This window comes from Cytobacillus sp. MT66 (genome assembly GCF_058792595.1).
Genome location: NZ_JBXAFB010000007.1, coordinates 23,534 through 42,602, shown reverse-complemented (window position 1 = coordinate 42,602; position 19,069 = coordinate 23,534). Strand labels below are relative to the sequence as shown.

Sequence of the window (19,069 nt, the reverse complement as noted above, 5' to 3'; positions counted from 1 at the left end):
CACAGAAGTTATCCACATATTCACAATTTCTATCCACATCTTGTGTGAGATCACTCGTTCGCTACAACATATACCGCCTTATTTCGACAGAATTCACAGGTTGTTGATAACTCTCCCTCATTAGAAACCTTTGACATTAACGGAAAGGTTTCATACTCATCAACAATCGTATCAATGGCTATATCAATATGTTCTTCACAGCTGTAAATCATTTTAATTAACTCCTTTTTACCCTATGTTTTCTTAAGATTAGTATTTGAATTGGGGATAGAATTCATCCAGCCAGTTATCCACATTCCATCTTAACAGAACACAAAAAAACAGGAAAGCATAAGCGCCATCCTGTTTTCCACAGCTTAGAAAGTTTCTCCTCCAAGTTTCATAGCGACGGTTGTCATTTTTCCATTGCGGTACAGTTTAATCTTCATCTCATCGCCGATTTTTTTCTTCGTATATAGATGCTTCCGAAGGTCGACGATATCTTTAATTGGTTCGCCATCCATTTCAACAATAACATCAAGTTCCTTCAAACCAGCTTGAGCTGCTGGAGAATTTGGCCTTACTTGTCTTAATGCCACACCGCTGGTTACATCAGCTGGAAGCTTTAATGTTTCCTGCTGATGATATCTGGATATTTCATTCACAGATACTAAGTCAACACCCATATAAGGCCTTTTAACTTCTCCATACTTCTCTAGGTCTGCAATAATCGGCTGTGCTGAATTGATAGGAATAGCAAGGCCGATTCCTTCTACCTCATTTTGGGCAATTTTCATGGAGTTGATCCCAATTACCTGTCCCTTAATATTCACTAAAGCGCCACCGCTATTTCCCGGATTAATGGCAGCATCGGTTTGTAAAACTTCAGAGTTCCAGTCAATAATACCATCTTGGTTAATATCTATCGGAATAGTTCGCTCTAGTCCTGAAACAATCCCCTGTGTAACAGATCCTGAAAATGTTGGACCCAGCGGGTTTCCGATGGCAATAACAGGTTCCCCAGGCTTAAGCGCATCAGAGTTTCCAAACTCAGCAACGGTTTTGATCTTGGAAGCATCTACTGATAGAACAGCCAAATCAGTCCAAATATCGCTCCCCAATAGTTTTGCAGGGATTTTTGTTCCGTCAGCCAATGTCACTTCTAATTTGTTTGCTCCTTCAACCACATGATGGTTTGTGACAATAAAGGCTTCCTTGCCGGCCTTTTTATAGATTACACCGGAACCAGTGCCTGCTTCTCCGTCCATTTCACCCTGACCCCAAAAACTGCTGGTCTGGATATTTGTAATACCAACAACTGCATCTCCCGCTTTATCCACTGCCTTTGTTACATCGGAAACCACGTTAACAGATACATTTTGGGTTGGGAGATTCTCTGTAGCTTGCGTATGATCTGTGCTTTGGCTTGCCGGCTCTTCCTCTGATGAAAATGGAAGTACATTATTGTTTGCAATTCCAGGCACAGCCACAATTACAAGAATGGCACCCAAGATAGCTCCAACAAGACTTGCTAAAAAATATCCGCCTCGATTTCCCTTTTGCCTTTTCTGGCGGTACTGGGATTCATGATCATCATAGTAACCCATCATCGACCAATCCTTTCCTTATAATGTAACTGCCTTATTTTTAAGGCTGAAGCAAAAAGATAAGTGCTAAGTTTTATTGTTCCTTCTTACTGATTATTATACTCGCTCTTTTTTAAGAATCTATTGAAAAGCTATTGACAGAAACAATCTTACGAATTTAGTCATAGGTTGGCACGATTTCTTTAAAAAATAATGCTGGCACTTTCAGCCGTTGATTTCCGTTCCGGGGGCTTCGCTTTCCGCGGGCGGCCCGGGGAGCCTCCTCGTCGCTAAAGCTCCTGCGGGGTCTCCCCAGACCCGTTCATCCCGCAGGAGTCTTCGCCCCCTCCACTCCAATCAACTCTATTTTATATACAAAATTATTGTTGTCTTAATTATAAAAAAAGGAATGATCAGCTGCATGTTTACAGCTTTTCATTCCTTCTGAGTCATTATACAGCCGTCAGGGCTGTTGGTACTTTTGGGTCTGTGTCGTATAGCTCGAATTGTTCGCCAACAAGGATTCCCCTGCTTTCGAGCGTCTGGGCAACAGACATTCTGGCTAATTCTTTAATATTGTTATCCTGGCTGAGGTGGGCTAAGTAGATGCGTTTTGTCTGATCGCCTGCTACGTCGCTCATGGCGATAGCAGCATCCTCGTTAGATACATGGCCGACATCACTTAAGATTCTTCTTTTAATGCTCCACGGATAGCGCCCCATCCGCAGCATCTGCACATCATGGTTGCTTTCAAAAACGTAAGCATCGGCATTGGAGATAAGCCCCTTCATCCGGTCACTGACATATCCTGTGTCTGTAATAACCACAAATTTTTTCCCGCTATGATGAAAAACATAGAACATCGGGTCTGCTGCATCATGGGATACACCGAATGACTCGATATCTAAAGAGCCAAATGATTTGACTGTTTCCATATCAAAAGTAAACTTCTGTTCTGTAGATATATTTCCAATCAATCCATCCATTGCCTTCCATGTTTTTGCATTTGCATAGATTGGCAGTTTATACTTTCTAGCCAAAATCCCAACACCTTTAATGTGGTCGCTATGTTCATGTGTTACTAAAATTCCCGAAAGCTTCCTTGCGTCCCGGCCAATGTGTTGAAATAATGCTTCCATTTGCTTCCCGCTTAAACCGGCATCCACCAAAAAGGAATGTTCCTCCGTTTCTACAAAAATCGCATTCCCAGTACTCCCACTCGCGAGGACGCTGAATTGCAAAGACATTTCCCTCACTCCACTTTATTTTTCTTTTCGTTGTTGAGCTGAATAATCTGTCCCTCAAAGGCATGGACGAAAATATTTTCTTCATCATTTATGACAAACCGCCAAGCTGGAGTTAAAACCTGAGACGTACTTGTATCCACAAAAGTGAAATACCCCAGTTCAACATTCGTAATTTTACTTTTTGGCCTTAGTGAACCATTTTTGTACAGTGTTTCAATCGCCTTCATCGGCTGAATAATTTTTTCCTCTTCAGACAGCTCTTCAATTTCAGCAAGAAGGGTTTGCCTGTATGAGACAATATCATTTTCATCATTAAAATAGATCGTCAGTTCTCCGCTGGCATTCTTATAAAAAACCTTATCCCTGAACTGCTGATAATATATCGCTACATTTCCTTCCTTTTTCCAGAAGCGATAATGGTCGCCATATAGAACATTGTTTTTAATAAAGGTGTTAAGTTCAGCGAGGTCCCCTTTTTCCCCAACCTCATAGGGTTCGTCGAGAACCGACTCCAATACTGTTCCATCATTTACTTTGACTTTCTGTCCTTTCAGGATGGAAACCTTAAGTTCTTCCGATACTTCGCTATTAAAGTTCTTCGGCTTTGCGCTTAAATACATATCTTTTAAGTGGTTTTTCGGCAGTTCCCCAAACTGTATTTCATCAGCGATTAGCCGCTTTTCAAAGGAAGTCTCCGTCACATATTCATATTGGCTTGAGTCTTTTACCTTAAAAAATTCATACATCAAATAAATATCTAAAACCAGAAAGGTCAAAATAAATATGGTCTTGATTTTACTCCAATCCACGATTTCTTCCTCCCGGTTCATCTTCTGTGACCTGTTTCCATGAATGGTCATATTGGTAATACCAAGAAGGCTCTAAATAGATCACCCTTGTTTGCGGATCCTTCGTCATTGTATAGCCAATAACAACATCCTGCAGCTTTTCTCTATCAAACCCTTTCAAGCTCTCTAGATATTCCATTACCTGCTGACCCGAACGGAGAATCGTGCTGGTTGCTTCCATTTGCAGTCCAAGATAGAAGTTGCTGCGGATGTATTCATTTATTTCATTTTGACCCCAGGTCTGGCTGATTTCAGAGATATTATTTTCGCTGAATATTGGGTATCCCTTGCTGTCATAAAGACGGAACAATACTTTGTGCTTTGCCTCATCCATCTCAACATACCTGTAATTATCTGTCCACCCGCCGTGCTCATTTACAAAGTCAATGCTCCTTTTCAGCAAGCTTTTTGAAAAGTCTCCAGTATCATTTCCTCCGACAGGATTTACATAAGATAGAATATTTTTGTCCTGATAAATACGGAGCAGGCTTGAGCCATTTGTATATTCTTCACCCCATGGCTGATAGTTTCTTTGAACAACGCCAGGGTCCTTGAACAAGGCAAACTTAAATTTCTCTGAATCCAATGGGTTTAATAAGTATTGATAGCTAGAAATGTCTGTTTCACCTGCAGGCAGAAAAAGCAATGTTTCATTTGCTGCCCGGTACGAAAAGTAATCGGCAAAGTTGGGACTAAATTCCGCATTCTTATATAAACCATTTTTAAAGTTGTTAACAAAAGAAGAGGCTACATGGCTCTTATAAGCCCGTCTTTCCTTTTCTGAAACAAAATAGACATACCCCTGCTCCTTTTGAATATTCTCCACATCGATGACAATCCGATCAAAAAAGAAATTAGGAAAGTCCTTATCTTTGACATCAATAATTGTCCGGTAAAGTTCCATCGGAACAGAATCAGAAAAGTGAATCACAGCATTCCCGGGATTATGGACAAAGGTTGAAAAGTTCTTGACCTGGTCGGAAACATCCTCAATGCTGGTAAAATTCCATTTGCTAATATCATTGAGCAATCTATCAATCTCACCCGTGTCGACGGTTCCGAGATGCTTGTCCTTCGTATAATGAAAAAACATTCGATCTGGTTTGACAATCTTCTTAACATCCTTTTTCGGGCCAATGGAAACCTCCTGAACCGTATCAGGCTTCTCCAAAAATTCATAGCTTGGCTGATAGGTCCATATGCTCCAGGTCAAAAGGATGCTGATACAGACTAAAACGGTCAGTATGATTGATTTAAAATTCTCATATGTCATTCCCAATCATCCTCTTCGGTTCGAACATAGGGCAAACTGAAAGAAATCGTTGTTCCCTTTCCTTCCCTGCTTGTCGCCCAAATCTTTCCGCCGTGAGCTTCGACCATTTCCTTGGCAATTGCCAGACCAAGACCTGTACCGCCAAGCTTTCTTGTCCTTGCTTTGTCCACACGGTAAAAACGTTCAAATATTTTTTCAAGATTTTCTTTTGGAATCCCAACTCCCTGGTCAGAAACACTAAGGACGACAAAATTCGCCTGTTCGTCGACACGGAAGGTTATCTTTCCGCCTTCTGGGGAGTATTTAAGAGCATTAGATATAATATTATCCAGCACCTGCGTCAGCTTGTCCCCGTCAATCTCAACATAAGCATCCTCATTCGGAAGCTTCCGTTCAAAGACCACATTCTGATTTTTTGTTAATTCAAAGCGGTCAATAATCCGGTTATAAAAGGCGATAATATTGACCCATTCTTTGTTCAGGCGGTAGTCCTTGCTGTCCATTCTCGATAACTGCAGAAGATCATTGACAAGGCGAATCATCCGCTCTGTCTCTGTTTGTGTCACATGAAGGAAGTTCGGAGCAATTTCTTCATCCTGCCAGGCTCCGTCTGCCAATGCCTCTAAATAACTCCTCATTGTTGTTAAAGGAGTTCTTAACTCGTGAGAAACATTTGCGACAAACTCGCGGCGTTCATTATCAATTTTTTCTTGTTCGGTTATATCATGCAGAACGGTAATCAGTCCATTCACAAACCCAGTTTCCTTCTGAATGACTGAAATGTTTGCTCTTAAGATAAGCGGATTCGACGGGCTGCTGTAATCTAAAATAACTGAATCTCGTTCAGACAGCAGCTCCTCAAATGTATATTCATCTTCAAGGCCCAAAAGCGCAACAATGGAAGTAGACAATACTGTTTCATGTGAAACATCCAGCATCTTTGCTGCGGGATCATTAATTAAAATAACCCGGCCCTTTCTGTCGGTGGCAATAACCCCATCTGTCATATATGACAGCACGGAAGAAAGTTTCCGCCTTTCGCCTTCTGTTGTCGCTTGTGCCTCCTGCAATCTCTTTGTCAGATTATTAAAGGTCATGGCTAATTGGCCAATCTCATCATTGCCATATACTTTTACCTTGCGCGAGAAGTTCCCCTTCGCCATCGCAAGAGCCTGCTTTCGCATATCAGACATAGGCCGTGTAATCGTTTGGGCGAGCAAAACGCCTAATACGGCCGTTATCGCCAGAGCAATCGCCGTTCCAGATATGAAAATGCTATTGATCTGATTCATCTGTTCAAACACATTTTCAATTTTACCGACAAGATATACTGCGCCTAGTACTTCCCCGCCCTTTTTAATTGGGGTAACAAGCACCCATAAGCGCTTGCCCGTATAACGGTCAATTAAATCCTCGCTTGCCTGCTGGCCAGTTGCGACTGTCATTCGGATTAAGTTATCAGTTGTCCTCTGGCCAACAACACCCTGGTTGCCAAGGTCTGATGTGCCGATAATCTTTAATGTATCAGCCTCGATCACACGAACCTCTTTAATGTCTTCGGAATTATAATCTCTTAATAATTTATAAACATCCTCTTCAAGCGTCGGACCTTCCTCATCAGGAAGCCTTTCCTTCGTCATTTGCTCTTCTAAATAAAAGGCAAGCAAATTAACCTTGTCCTGAATCGTCGTTTTAAAATTATCCTTTAAAGTGGATTCCAGTTGCCTAACAAAATAAACCCCGATGATTTGCATCGCAACTAAAATAAGAAGTACATATATAATGACAAATTTCAGGTGAATGGAACGAAAAAAACCAACCTTTTGCATATATGACCTTACTCCTGTTCAGGATTTCTTAAATAATACCCAACTCCCCTTCTCGTTACGATCCAGGTTGGATGGCTTGGGTTATCCTCAATTTTTTCCCGCAGCCGTCTCACTGTGACATCGACTGTGCGTACATCGCCATAATAATCATATCCCCAAACCGTTTGAAGCAGGTGTTCCCTCGTCATTACCTGACCAATATGCTTAGCTAAATAATGAAGGAGCTCAAACTCACGATGCGTAAGTTCAATGGTTTCACCGCGTTTTGAAACAATATATGCGTCTGGATGTATCGTAAGAGATCCCACTGTGATTTCATTTGTTTCTTCCTCTTCAGCAGCATTTGCAGCAACTTGCTGATGGCGTCTTAAATTGGCCTTTATGCGGGCAATTAATTCCCTGGTGCTGAACGGTTTCGTGACATAGTCATCAGCACCTAGTTCAAGGCCGATAACCTTATCAATCTCAGAGTCCTTTGCTGTCAGCATAATAATAGGCATCTCATACTTCTTTCTCACTTCGCGGCAGACTTCAATACCATCCTTTTGCGGCAGCATAATATCAAGAATGATTAAGTCCGGCTTTATTTCCTCAACCTTATCTAAGGCTTCATTTCCATCGTATGCACAAACCACTTCAAAGCCTTCCTTTTTAAGGTTGAACTGAAGTATATCTGCAATTGGCTTTTCGTCATCGACTACTAGAATTTTCTTATCCATAAATTTTCTCCTTTTAATTGTATATTTAATTCGGGAGCTTCCAAGCAGTTTGCCGAATTTCCAAATGGCTTTGAAAAATGCAATAGATATTCCATTTTACTTTACCACTTTACCAATAGGAATTCATCTTTTACAAACTAGTATATATTAGCAGACTTGCGCTAAAAAGAGGAAAAGTCTCTAGCAAAAGCTAGAGACTTAACGAACATAATTTAACGGATTTTGCAGATTGCCATTTTTATAGATTTCAAAATGAAGGTGTACTCCTGTTGAGTCCCCTGTAGAACCCATTATACCGATTTTAGAGCCCTTTGATACCGTTTGTCCAACCTTCACATCAATGGAAGAAAGGTGTGCATAAATGGTTTTATAGCCGTTTTGATGATCAATCTCTATCTTATTTCCAAAACTGCGCTGATATCCGGCAAAAACCACTTTCCCATTATCTGCTGCTTTAATTGTGCGGTTGCTTGGCCTTGCAATATCAATACCTTTATGCAGTCTGCCCCATCGCTGTCCCTGTTTGCTCGAAATATAGCCCCCTGCCGTTGGCCAGATAAAGCTGCCGTCACCGCGTGAAGGGATGACCTTTGTCCCTTTTAAGACAATGTTTTTAACAGGTTCTTTAAGGATTTCCTCTTTGATAACGTCCTTTTTAACTTCAACGCCATTCTGCTCGGATATATGATAAGTGGCTGCGCGCTCGCCATCTTTTCCTTCCTGCTTGACCTTTGTGTCGCCTTTGAACATGGAATCAGTCTCTTCCACCTCTTTTTCAAACGGGATGGTTTCTTTCTTAAACTGTTCCTTCTCAATTATTACCTGGACATAAGGCTTTAGTACCGTTACGCTTAGCTCCTGTCCAATCTGTAAAAGAGAATCGTCTGTTAAGCCAGGATTAATGGCCAGAAGCTCTTTCGTTTTAAGGTTATGTGCACTGGCAATTTTGCCAAGCACATCTCCCTCTTTGACCTTATACTTAGCCTCTTCCAATGAGCCCTTTTCAAGAAGCTTGACAGCCTCTTCAACCGTCAGGATATTTTTTGGATCTGCCTTTTCATTAGCGAAGGCAATTTCCTCTGAAAGATGGACATCTAAAATACGAGTCTCATTTTCCTTTAGCGGGGGAAGGTCCTCTGGATTAGCCGCCTTGATATCCTCAACAGAATTTAGCGTTTCTTCAGATACATACTTTGTCTTAAGCTGTTTGATCACTTGGTTTGCCTGATCTTCGCTTTCAACAAATGCCACTTGCTTGCCGTCAATGACAAGAGCCGTTGCCTCTGCCTGTACATTTAACTCCTCAGATACCTTTTTCTCCACCTGGGCATTATTGACTTTTAAATCAGATTGGAAAACATGTTCCGGAACATAGGAAATTTTAGTGCCGAGGGAAAGACTTAAGTCACCATATGAAGCTTTTGATGCTTCTAATTTCTCTTCAGCCAACTTTTCAATCGCTTCTTTGTCGGAAACGGTGCCGGCATATTGATCATCAACATACACATAGTAGACGGTTGTTAAGGTTTCATTGGCGTAAGATGTGACTCCTGCTGTTAGAATAGCGGTTGCGGCAATTGCAGCAATGGCTGCACCTTTAAATTTCTTTATGAAGTTTTTATATGTAAAGCTTTTCTTTAACTTGTATGGGTTATTTGCGTCATGCAAGGCTATTTCCTCCTAGATTCTTAGAAGTAAACTAGCTTAAGTGTTACTAGTATTTTTTCCAATATTTTGACCTTCTCTACTTTATCATAAAAGGAGTAAAATAGACTGTTAGACTCAATAATGTAACATAAATGTATAATTGGTGACAAAATTCTCCCATTTACGCACAAAAAAGTCGGTATTTTTGTCGAAAGAAAAGGAATAAAGGATCATTGAATTCTTTGTGTTTTCAAGCACTGAAGGGATTAATAGAGGATAAATAACTAAAAAAGCAGAATTTGAATTGGATGTTGGATTTTAAATGTGGTAAACGCCTCTAATATTACAATTATGTAACAAAAAAGGGATTTTTTTGTCATACTTTAAGGCAAAAAAAATAATGGCAGTCAGTTTAAGCCGTCCTTGCCAGCTTGTTACCAACTGCCATTCGCCATGACCCGTACGGGATTCGAACCCGTGTTACCGCCGTGAAAGGGCGGTGTCTTAACCGCTTGACCAACGGGCCTAAAAATGGTGAGCCATGAAGGACTCGAACCTTCGACCCTCTGATTAAAAGTCAGATGCTCTACCGACTGAGCTAATGGCTCTAATTTATAAGTCATTTGCAACAACGTTTTCTATATTAACATAACAATTATGGTGTGCGCAAGGCTTTTTTATAAAAAAAAAACAGCCCTAACATTGTTAGAGCTGCAGCAAGGCATAAAATTAGCTTTGTCTCCAAGGGCTTCTGACGACGTTTGTCTGTGTCCGGTCAGGTCCGACGGAAAAAACAGACAGCGGAATGCCTGTAAGCTGAGAAACCCGCTCTAGATAGTGGCGCGCATTAGCTGGGAGCTCATCCAGCGTCTTGCAGCCTGTTATATCCTCCGTCCAGCCTGGCAATTCTTCATATACAGGCTCGCATTCACTGAGCACCTTCAGGCTTGCAGGGAACTCCTCAATAACTTCACCTTTATACTGGTATGCCACACAGATCTTCAATGTCTCAATCCCTGTCAGCACATCAATAGAGTTAAGAGAAAGATCTGTTAACCCGCTGACGCGGCGTGCATGACGGACAACCACGCTGTCAAACCAGCCGACGCGGCGCGGACGTCCAGTTGTAGTTCCATATTCCCGGCCAACCTCGCGAATCTGATTTCCAATTTCATTATTCAGTTCAGTTGGAAATGGCCCATCCCCTACCCGTGTTGTATAGGCTTTGCATACACCAACAACATGGGTGATTTTTGATGGTCCTACTCCAGAGCCAATTGTCACGCCGCCTGCAACCGGATTGGAAGATGTAACAAAAGGATAGGTTCCCTGATCAATATCAAGCATAACCCCTTGTGCACCCTCAAACAGTACTCTTCGTCCATCATCAAGAGCATCATTGAGAACAACAGACGTATCACATACATACTGTTTAATCTCCTGGCCATATTGGTAGTACTCATCTAGTATATCTTCGATTTTAAAGCCTTCAGTATCATAAATTCGCTCAAATAAGCGATTCTTTTCTTCCAAATTACGCGCAAGCTTTTCCTGAAAAACTTCACGGTCTAATAAATCGGCCATTCTGATGCCAATACGGGCAGCTTTGTCCATATAGGCTGGACCAATACCTTTTTTGGTTGTGCCAATTTTATTTGCCCCTTTGCTTTCCTCTTCGACTTCGTCCAATTTCAAATGGTACGGCAAAATCACGTGGGCACGATTGCTTATACGGAGGTTATCAGTTGTGACGCCTTGTTCGTGCAGATAGGCAAGCTCTTTTATCAGAGCCTTTGGATCCACAACCATTCCATTTCCAATGACACAAACCTTTTCCTTATAAAAGATTCCGGATGGAATTAAATGAAGTTTATAGGTCACGCCATTAAATTTAATTGTATGGCCAGCATTATTTCCTCCCTGATACCGCGCAATTACTTCAGCATTTTCAGATAGAAAATCAGTAATTTTCCCCTTGCCTTCATCTCCCCACTGCGTTCCAACAACCACAACAGATGTCATACTAAAAGCACCTCCGACATTTTCTATTTAATTTTTCTCTAACAACACTGTTCATTTTAGCAATTAAAATGCGCACGCGTCAATAAAACACGAATATTTATAGCGAATTATTATTTATCATTCGTTTAAATATGAAAATATGAAAATAATAAAAAGGGCTTGATTTTTTACAGCAGTATTGCCGAATAAATCAAACCCTTTTCATATAGCCAATTAAGCGCCAGGCGGCACGGATGCATCATCAAAGCGTCTCTCTAAGTTTACAAATTTATTATATTCCTTAACAAACGCCAGCGAAACAGTGCCAGTAGGACCATTCCTCTGTTTAGCAATAATGATTTCGATAATATTTTTGTTCTCCGATTCTTTATCATAATAATCATCACGGTATAGGAAAGCTACAATATCCGCATCCTGCTCAATACTCCCTGATTCACGAATATCAGACATCATCGGCCGTTTATCCTGTCTCTGCTCCACTCCACGGGACAGCTGTGATAAGGCAATGACAGGAACCTGCAATTCACGGGCAAGCGCCTTTAATGAACGGGAAATTTCCGAAACCTCCTGCTGGCGGTTTTCTCCGGAACGTCCACTCCCTAGAATCAGCTGCAAATAGTCAATAAGAATCATGCCAAGTCCATGCTCCTGCTTCAAGCGGCGGCACTTAGCCCTGATATCCTGAATCCGGACACCTGGAGTATCATCAATGAATATGCCCCCATTCGAAAGGCTGCCCATCGCCATCGTCAGCTTTCCCCAGTCCTCATCCGTTAATGAACCGGTACGCAGTCTCTGCGCATCGATATTGCCTTCAGCACACAGCATACGCATGACAAGCTGCTCCGCCCCCATCTCCAAACTAAAAATGGCAACCGTTTCATTTGTCTTTGTAGCTACATTTTGTGCAATATTTAAGGCAAACGCCGTTTTACCCACTGATGGACGGGCTCCGACAATAATTAAATCATTCCGCTGGAATCCCGCTGTCATCTTGTCCAGCTCCGCAAAGCCAGTTGGAATCCCGGTAATATCCCCTTTCCGGTTATGCATAATTTCAATATTATCATAGGTCCGGACAAGTACATCTTTAATATTATGAAAAGCACCTGCGTTCTTTCTTTGGGCAACTTCAAGGATCTTTTTCTCAGCCTCGCCTAATAGTGACTCGACCTCATCCTCACGTGAATAGCCATCCTGAGCAATTCCGGTAGCCGTCCGGATCAGCCTGCGCAGCAAAGACTTCTCTTCTACGATTCTCGCATAATATTCAATATTAGCTGCAGTAGGAACGGAGCCAGCTAATTCACTTAAATAGCTGACACCGCCTGTATCTTCTATCAGCTTCGCTGCACTAAGTTCTTCCGTTACTGTTACTAAATCGACCGCTTTGCCCTGGTCGTTCAATTTGAGCATCACATTAAAAATCTTTTGATGGGATGCACGATAAAAATCTTCAGGAATTAGGATTTCAGAAGCTAGAGTGAGAGAAGAAGGCTCAAGGAAAATGGCACCGAGAACCGCCTGCTCCGCCTCAATATTTTGTGGTGGGAGACGATCTGCAAATAATTCACTCACCTGTAAAACCTCCTTTATTTGTTAGAGGATATCATTCAAAAATTATCTATATCAATTCTATTTGCTTTATAAGACTAGAAAAAATGTGACCAGCAGCAACCGATCACATTTCCGACATCTTTATTTTAACATGTTTCAGTGAAAAAAGGGATTTCCAAATTTAGTTTGCTTCCTTAACATGAACCTTTAATGTAGCAGTTACTTCTGCATGAAGCTTAACAGGAACATTTGTATATCCTAGTGAACGAATCGCATCTGAAAGCTCAATTTTACGTTTATCAATTTTAATTTTATGCGCTTTTTGCAGCTCTTCAGCGATTTGTTTGCTTGTAATTGAGCCGAACAAACGGCCGCCCTCGCCGGACTTTGCTGAGAATTCAAGTGTAATATTATCCATAACTTCCTTTAGCTTTTTAGCTTCTGCCAGTTCCTCTGCTGCAAGCTTTTCCTCTTTTTTCTTTTGTGCGTTTAATGAACTGACATTGGCTTGGCTTGCCTCTACAGCTAATCCCTGCTTGATGAGGAAGTTCTGTGCATAGCCGTCCGCAACGTTTTTAACTTCGCCTTTTTTCCCTTTGCCCTTCACATCTTTTAAGAAAATAACTTTCATTCTTTTTTTCTCCCTTCCATATATTCATCAATTATCTTTTGCAGGCGCTCTTCTACTTCGTCTAAGGAGGTGTCCTTAAGCTGGGTTGCAGCGTTTGTCAGGTGCCCTCCGCCTTCCAGACTCTCCATGATCACTTGCACATTTATATCGCCCAGGGAACGGGCACTGACGCCAACCGAGTGTTCTGACCTCTTTGTAATCACAAAGGAGGCAATCACACCATCCATCGCTAATAAGGTATCTGCTGCCTGGGCGATAAGAACCTGATTAAATTCTATATCTGGTTCACCCTTAGCAATAGCAATGCCTTCACGGTAAAAATACACCTTTTCAATCAATTTTGCACGTTTTATAAATGTATCTAAATCTTCTTTTAAGAACTTCTGGACTAATACGGTATCTGCCCCCTGTGCACGCAAATAGGAAGCAGCATCAAAGGTGCGGGACCCGGTTCTTAGGGAAAAGCTTTTTGTATCGACAATGATTCCAGCTAATAAAGCAGTGGCTTCCAGCATTTCAATTTTCCCGTGCTTGGGCTGATACTCTAAAAGCTCTGTGACAAGTTCAGCCGTAGATGAAGCATAAGGCTCCATATAGACCAGAAGCGGATTATGAATAAATTCCTCACCGCGGCGATGATGGTCAATGACTACAACATGGTCAAGTTCATGAACCAGCCTTTCCTCAATCGCCATAGAAGGCTTATGTGTATCAACAACAACTAATAGCGTATCCTCGGTAGCTATTTCCAAAGCTTCCGCCGGACTAATGAACCTCGAATATAACGCTTCATTCTTCCGCACCTCTGCCATTAGTCTTCGTATGCCAATATCTATTTCCTGGGGATTAACAACAATATAACCATCCTTTTGATTCATTTGGGCAATTTTTTGTATCCCGATAGAGGCCCCTATTGCATCCATATCCGGATTTTTATGCCCCATGACAATAACTTTGTCACTTGCACCTATAAGCTCCTTTAAGGCATGGGCAATAACTCTTGCCCGAACTCTTGTCCTCTTTTCAACCGGATTTGTTTTCCCTCCATAAAATTTGACCTTTCCGTTGATCTGCTTAATAGCAGCCTGATCCCCACCCCTGCCCAGAGCCAGATCAAGGCTAGATTGAGCAAGCGCGCCAAGCTCCGGTATAGAAGACACACCCGCTCCTACACCAATGCTTAAAGTGAGAGCCACATTCAGCTTAGAGGTTGTCTCTCTTACTTCATCCAGGATGGAAAACTTCCCTTTTTCAAGAGTGCCAAGAATATGTTCATTAAAGACAGCAATAAATCGATCCGAGGATGTTCGCTTTAAAAAGATTCCGTTATCATTTGCCCATTTGTTCAAGATAGAGATTACTGTATTATTCAGACCGCTTCTTGTCTGGTCATCCATCCCCTGAGTGAGCTCATCATAGTTATCTAAAAAGATAATCGCGAGTACCGAACGTTCTTCCTGATACATCTTCTCTATCTCTGCCTGCTCAGTTATATCAAAAAAGTAGAGCAGACGCTCTTCACTTTTCAAAATGACTCGGAATTTCCGGTCATGCAATGTAATAATTTCTGTCTCTGCCTCCTGCTTAATAAGAGGAATCAGAAAATCACCGACATCATAGAGTGACCTTCCTACCAGGGAATCCTCATCAAAGCATGAAGATAGAAAGGAATTTGTCCATTCAATATAATAGTCATCATTAAAAAGCATAATCCCAATGGGCATCTCCATTAACGCCTCTTCGCCTACCTTTTTTACCCGGTAGGATAAAGTGGATATATACTCTTCTGTCTCTTTTCTATGCTGCTCAGCCCTTTTAAACATTGAGTAAAATGGATAGATAACGAGCACTATGCCAATCAGACTTAATATCCAATTATAGTACGCCAACAATCCGAGAAGCACTATGGTTATGCCTATCAACCCAAAGATAGGATAGCGAAGAGACCGCTTTTCTAAATAAGCAGGCATTTTTTCAGCTCCCAAATTTCACTAACTTTTTTCCATTCTCTTTCTTAAATCAAACCCTAAGTCAATTATACCTAATATCCTGACAATAGAAAGGAAAAACGGGATGATAAATGTTAGGACCAATGCAATCACTGGTATTGCTTTCGACAGGCCCTTCTTAAAACTATAGTAAAAAATAAACGATAACCCCTGTAATACCATCAGCATTTGAAGGATAAACCCAAGATTAACCAGTGCTATGTACCAGTAGCTTCCTTCTTCAGGCTTAAAAGCAAAGGAAGAAATGATAGTAATTAAGTAATACCAAAGGATGCTTCTTGGCAAAACTAGCTCCCTAAACGGTCCCCATCTGCTTACCGTTACACCAAATCTTTTTACAATTGGAAGGGAAACAATCTCAATTAAGAAAACAGCAAATAAGGCAGTCAGTACAAACAGACTTGGCATTAATGTTTCAATGGTTTGAAACATGGCATCAAAATGCTCCCAAATTTGCTCATCCACATTTTGCCCCAGTGATTCCAGCATATTTTTTGACATGTCAAAAGACTCTCTTACCGAACTCATTAACTCTTTTATGATATTCATATTAAACAGAACAGCTGCGACAGCGTACTGCAGCAAAAGAGTAACGAGAAAGACAAGAGTAGAAGCAAGATAGGCTGCAGATCTGCTTTTGCCAGTCTGGATGAAATAGCCGATTACCAGTCCTGTTAATCCATACGATAGGGTTAGCGGAAGAGCAAATACCGAACCGACAATCACCGAAAGGATAACAGCAGCTATAAAAAAGACAAAAGAATTCAATTTGGTATTTTTAGCCGCAAATAGAATAAACGGGACAGCTAAAAATAAATTGCTCACCATGCCAATAATAGGTAAATAGACTGTGATCAGCACTAAAACAGTATAGGCTGCCAGCAGCAATGCTCCTTCAGTCAGTTTATGCACATTTTTCATTTCAACACTCCTTAATCCCATAAGGTATATTTTAACTAGAATGAAGGGGATGTTCAACTTTACCGCCATTATTTAAAAACTAAATATGTGCATAAAAAAAAGCACAACCGAAGTGTGCTTTTTTGACAATTATTATTCACCTGAAACATATGGAAGTAAAGCCATTTGGCGAGAACGCTTAATAGCAATTGTTAATTTACGTTGGTATTTAGCGTTTGTGCCTGTTACACGGCGAGGTAAGATTTTACCGCGCTCAGAGATGAATTTCTTTAGAAGATCCACATCTTTATAGTCGATGTGTGTGATTCCGTTTGCAGTGAAATAGCAAACTTTACGACGTTTTGCACGTCCTCCTCTACGTCCTCCTGGAGCCATGTTCATTTCCCTCCTTTTTTATTTATAAATCGTTGCTTATCGGATATTAGAATGGCAGGTCATCATCTGAAATATCGATTTGGCCGTCATTTGCAAATGGATCATTATCCACTCTCGTATACCCTTGATTGTTACGATTATATTGTTGATTCTGATTGTTGTTATTTCCAAAAGGAGAATCCTGTTCTTTAGGAGAGCTGAAACCTCCGCCTTCACCTCTGCCGCCAGAACTGTTACGCGGCTCAAGGAATTGAACACTTTCAGCCAAAACTTCTGTTACATATACCCGTTTTCCATCCTGGCCTTCAAAGCTGCGCGTTTGAATTCTGCCGTCAACACCTGCAAGACTGCCTTTTTTCAGGTAGTTTGCTACGTTTTCAGCAGCTTTCCTCCAAACAACACAGTTAATGAAATCAGCTTCCCTTTCCCCTTGCTGGTTTGTAAACGTTCTATTTACAGCAAGCGTAAACGAAGACACAGCTACTCCATTAGGTGTGTACCTTAAATCAGGATCCTTTGTCAAACGTCCGACAAGAACAACACGGTTCATCATCAGAATCAACTCCTTCCTTTTGCCAATGTTCCACATGGAACATTTTGGTTAAAGTGCTTGTCTATTATTTTTCGTCTTTAATAACGATATGACGGATAATGTCTTCACTGATTTTAGCTAAACGAGAGAATTCATCAATAGCTTCAGGACCAGCATTAACGTTCATAAGTTGGTAGTAGCCGTCACGGAAATCATTGATTTCGTATGCTAAACGACGCTTGCCCCACTCTTTTGATTCTAATACTTCCGCTCCATTTTCAGTTAAGATCGCATTAAAACGCTCAACAAGAGCCTTCTTTGCCTCATCTTCAATATTTGGGCGGATGATGTACATAACTTCGTACTTTTTCATCACTTTCACCTCCTTTTGGACTAAACGGCCCGCGTTTAACGGGCAAGGAGCAATTATTCATTACTCACAAGTTGAAAGTATAGCATATAATTATTGATATTGCAATGTCAATGCAAAAAGCTCTGCAGTGAATATACTGCAGAGCTTAATTTTAAACATGGCATGTTAAATATAGCCGTTGACTTCCACCCAGGCGTTTCGCGCACCTTAGGGCGGTTCGGGAGCCTCCTCGTCGCTACCGCTCCTGCGGGGTCTCCCCTGAACACGCTTCTCCCGCAGGAGTCTACGCGCCTTTTGTTCCAATCAACTAGATTATTAAATCAACATTAATCCTTAACAGAGTCTACACATTAAAACGGAAATGAATAACATCCCCATCTTGTACAACGTAATCTTTTCCTTCTAAGCGAACCTTTCCAGCTTCGCGCGCAGCGTTCATGCTTCCGCCTGCTAATAGGTCCTCATAAGAAACCGTTTCTGCACGAATAAATCCCCTTTCAAAGTCGGAGTGAATAATTCCTGCACATTGCGGTGCTTTCATTCCTTTTCTGAAGGTCCATGCGCGTACTTCTTGAACGCCAGCAGTGAAATAGGTTGCCAGTCCAAGAAGATGGTATGCAGAACGGATCAATTGATCAAGACCTGACTCCTCAATGCCAAGCTCCTGAAGGAACATTTCCTTTTCTTCTCCTTCAAGCTCAGCAATTTCAGACTCAATTTTTGCACAGATGATAATGACTTCTGCATTATCCTGTGCGGCAAATTCTTTGACCTTCTGAACATATTCATTAGAGGAAGGATCTGCAACATCATCTTCCCCTACATTAGCTACATAAAGAACAGGCTTAATGGTCAACAGATGAAGTCCTTTGGCAATCTTCATTTGCTCTTCTGTAAATTCAACTGTACGGGCAGGCTTTTCCGCTTCAAAGGCCTCTTTAAGCTTCACAAGGATTTCATGTTCAGCCATGGCGTCTTTATCTTTCTGTCTAGCCATCTTTTCTACCCGGCTGATGCGCTTTTCAACAGACTCAAGGTCTGCAAGGATCAATTCCAAATTAATCGTTTCAATATCAGATATCGGGTCAACCTTCCCGGCAACATGCGTAATATTATCATCTGCAAAGCAGCGGACAACTTGGCAAATGGCATCTACTTCACGAATATGGGATAAGAATTTATTCCCTAACCCTTCTCCTTTGCTTGCGCCTTTCACAATTCCCGCAATGTCCGTAAATTCAAATGTAGTTGGTACCGTCTTTTTTGGCTGAACAAGTTCAGTCAATTTATTCAGGCGTTGATCTGGTACTTCGACAATGCCGACGTTTGGATCAATCGTACAGAACGGATAGTTTGCAGATTCCGCTCCCGCCTGGGTAATTGCATTAAATAATGTAGACTTTCCGACATTCGGCAAACCTACAATCCCAGCTGTTAAGGCCATTTATTGCCACTCCTCTATTATTAAAATATCTATCAATTCTTAATAAGAAAATATAAATAGTCCGATTCGGGAATTGT

At 41.3% G+C, this 19,069-nt stretch carries 17 protein-coding genes and 2 tRNA genes; all 19 read right to left on the bottom strand.

Features of this window, described 5'->3' with window-relative positions:
* Nucleotides 1–50 precede the first annotated feature (50 nt).
* Nucleotides 51–212 carry a CxxH/CxxC protein gene (locus AC1Q59_RS13975; protein ID WP_492366457.1) on the bottom strand — a complete coding sequence of 54 codons (162 nt, stop codon included), beginning with the start codon at nucleotides 210–212 and terminating at the stop codon, nucleotides 51–53.
* Between the two features lie 144 nt (nucleotides 213–356).
* Nucleotides 357–1,586, bottom strand: a complete 1,230-nt coding sequence (locus tag AC1Q59_RS13970) for a S1C family serine protease (RefSeq protein WP_492366656.1) — start codon at nucleotides 1,584–1,586, stop codon at nucleotides 357–359.
* Between the two features lie 431 nt (nucleotides 1,587–2,017).
* Nucleotides 2,018–2,812 carry an MBL fold metallo-hydrolase gene (locus tag AC1Q59_RS13965; protein WP_492366456.1) on the bottom strand — a complete coding sequence of 265 codons (795 nt, stop codon included), beginning with the start codon at nucleotides 2,810–2,812 and terminating at the stop codon, nucleotides 2,018–2,020.
* Nucleotides 2,813–2,817: 5 nt separating this feature from the next.
* Nucleotides 2,818–3,621 (bottom strand): two-component system regulatory protein YycI, encoded by an 804-nt coding sequence (locus AC1Q59_RS13960; protein ID WP_492366455.1) that lies wholly within the window; start codon nucleotides 3,619–3,621, stop codon nucleotides 2,818–2,820.
* Nucleotides 3,608–4,933, bottom strand: a complete 1,326-nt coding sequence (locus tag AC1Q59_RS13955; protein ID WP_492366454.1) for a YycH family regulatory protein — start codon at nucleotides 4,931–4,933, stop codon at nucleotides 3,608–3,610. The genes AC1Q59_RS13960 and AC1Q59_RS13955 overlap by 14 nt, the downstream gene beginning before the upstream one ends.
* Entirely contained in the window at nucleotides 4,930–6,762 is a 1,833-nt protein-coding gene (gene walK, locus AC1Q59_RS13950) for a cell wall metabolism sensor histidine kinase WalK (RefSeq protein ID WP_492366453.1), read from the bottom strand. The genes AC1Q59_RS13955 and walK overlap by 4 nt, the downstream gene beginning before the upstream one ends.
* Nucleotides 6,763–6,770: 8 nt before the next feature.
* Entirely contained in the window at nucleotides 6,771–7,481 is a 711-nt protein-coding gene (gene yycF / locus AC1Q59_RS13945) for a response regulator YycF (RefSeq protein WP_492366452.1), read from the bottom strand.
* A gap of 198 nt (nucleotides 7,482–7,679) precedes the next feature.
* Nucleotides 7,680–9,149, bottom strand: a complete 1,470-nt coding sequence (locus tag AC1Q59_RS13940) for a peptidoglycan DD-metalloendopeptidase family protein (protein WP_492366451.1) — start codon at nucleotides 9,147–9,149, stop codon at nucleotides 7,680–7,682.
* Between the two features lie 433 nt (nucleotides 9,150–9,582).
* Nucleotides 9,583–9,654 (bottom strand) — tRNA-Glu (locus AC1Q59_RS13935).
* A gap of 6 nt (nucleotides 9,655–9,660) precedes the next feature.
* Nucleotides 9,661–9,736: transfer RNA gene (locus AC1Q59_RS13930), tRNA-Lys, on the bottom strand.
* Nucleotides 9,737–9,857: 121 nt separating this feature from the next.
* Nucleotides 9,858–11,150: an adenylosuccinate synthase gene (locus AC1Q59_RS13925; protein WP_492366450.1), complete on the bottom strand. Its 1,293-nt coding sequence runs from the start codon at nucleotides 11,148–11,150 to the stop codon at nucleotides 9,858–9,860.
* 213 nt (nucleotides 11,151–11,363) lie between these two features.
* The gene (dnaB, locus tag AC1Q59_RS13920; protein WP_492366449.1) at nucleotides 11,364–12,728 is read right to left on the bottom strand and encodes a replicative DNA helicase; all 1,365 of its coding nucleotides are present in this window, start codon (nucleotides 12,726–12,728) and stop codon (nucleotides 11,364–11,366) included.
* A 160-nt stretch (nucleotides 12,729–12,888) separates the two neighbouring features.
* Nucleotides 12,889–13,338: a 50S ribosomal protein L9 gene (gene rplI / locus AC1Q59_RS13915; protein ID WP_492366448.1), complete on the bottom strand. Its 450-nt coding sequence runs from the start codon at nucleotides 13,336–13,338 to the stop codon at nucleotides 12,889–12,891.
* Nucleotides 13,335–15,308, bottom strand: coding sequence for a DHH family phosphoesterase (locus AC1Q59_RS13910; protein ID WP_492366447.1), 1,974 nt, complete (start codon nucleotides 15,306–15,308; stop codon nucleotides 13,335–13,337). Before AC1Q59_RS13910 ends, rplI begins: the two co-directional genes overlap by 4 nt.
* Before the next feature lie 21 nt (nucleotides 15,309–15,329).
* Complete coding sequence (locus AC1Q59_RS13905) at nucleotides 15,330–16,268, bottom strand: YybS family protein (protein ID WP_492366446.1); 939 nt, start codon at nucleotides 16,266–16,268, stop codon at nucleotides 15,330–15,332.
* A gap of 132 nt (nucleotides 16,269–16,400) precedes the next feature.
* Complete coding sequence (gene rpsR / locus AC1Q59_RS13900) at nucleotides 16,401–16,643, bottom strand: 30S ribosomal protein S18 (RefSeq protein ID WP_492366445.1); 243 nt, start codon at nucleotides 16,641–16,643, stop codon at nucleotides 16,401–16,403.
* 46 nt (nucleotides 16,644–16,689) lie between these two features.
* Nucleotides 16,690–17,196, bottom strand: coding sequence for a single-stranded DNA-binding protein (gene ssb / locus AC1Q59_RS13895; RefSeq protein ID WP_492366444.1), 507 nt, complete (start codon nucleotides 17,194–17,196; stop codon nucleotides 16,690–16,692).
* Nucleotides 17,197–17,260: 64 nt separating this feature from the next.
* Nucleotides 17,261–17,548: a 30S ribosomal protein S6 gene (rpsF, locus tag AC1Q59_RS13890; RefSeq protein ID WP_492366443.1), complete on the bottom strand. Its 288-nt coding sequence runs from the start codon at nucleotides 17,546–17,548 to the stop codon at nucleotides 17,261–17,263.
* A gap of 343 nt (nucleotides 17,549–17,891) precedes the next feature.
* The gene (ychF, locus tag AC1Q59_RS13885; protein ID WP_492366442.1) at nucleotides 17,892–18,992 is read right to left on the bottom strand and encodes a redox-regulated ATPase YchF; all 1,101 of its coding nucleotides are present in this window, start codon (nucleotides 18,990–18,992) and stop codon (nucleotides 17,892–17,894) included.
* Nucleotides 18,993–19,069: the final 77 nt, after the last annotated feature.